The following is a 389-nucleotide window of genomic DNA, read 5'->3' as shown; positions in this document are numbered from 1 at the left end:
GTTGAAGACGCCGTGGTTGTCATAGCTGAACCAGGTGTCTACCACCCGGAAGCGCTCGCCACCGCCCAGCAGGACCCCTGCCCCGACGGGAAGGTCGAGCAGACCGTTCTCCTGCATGTACAGGACGTCAGAAGACTTCGCTTCGTGAAAGTACGTCGGCCACCGGTAGACACCGGGACTTTCCGCCATGTGGACCCTCCCCAGGTTCATGGGCGCCTGACACGCCCTCCTGGTAGATCATGCCTCGGGCCAGCCTGCTTCGGGCGGTTCGATGTCCACGGCTTCGCCTGGTGTGATCGCGGTGATCACACGCCCGCCTGTCCCACGCCGGCCCCCTCGGGGCTCTGCGCTGAAACAGAGGACACCGTCGCTCGCGACCGAGACAATGA

Annotated in this window: 1 protein-coding gene; it reads right to left on the bottom strand. The window is 64.5% G+C overall.

Annotated elements, in window-relative coordinates:
* A partial coding sequence (locus tag RNB18_RS53380) for a hypothetical protein (protein ID WP_311721229.1) occupies positions 1-189 on the bottom strand: 189 nt, incomplete at its 3' end.
* Positions 190-389 lie beyond the last annotated feature (200 nt).

The organism is Streptomyces doebereineriae, assembly GCF_031845645.1.
GTDB classification, from domain to species: Bacteria; Actinomycetota; Actinomycetes; order Streptomycetales; family Streptomycetaceae; genus Streptomyces; species Streptomyces canus.
Note: the sequence above shows the minus strand (reverse complement) of the source record. Positions and strands in the feature narration are given on the sequence as shown.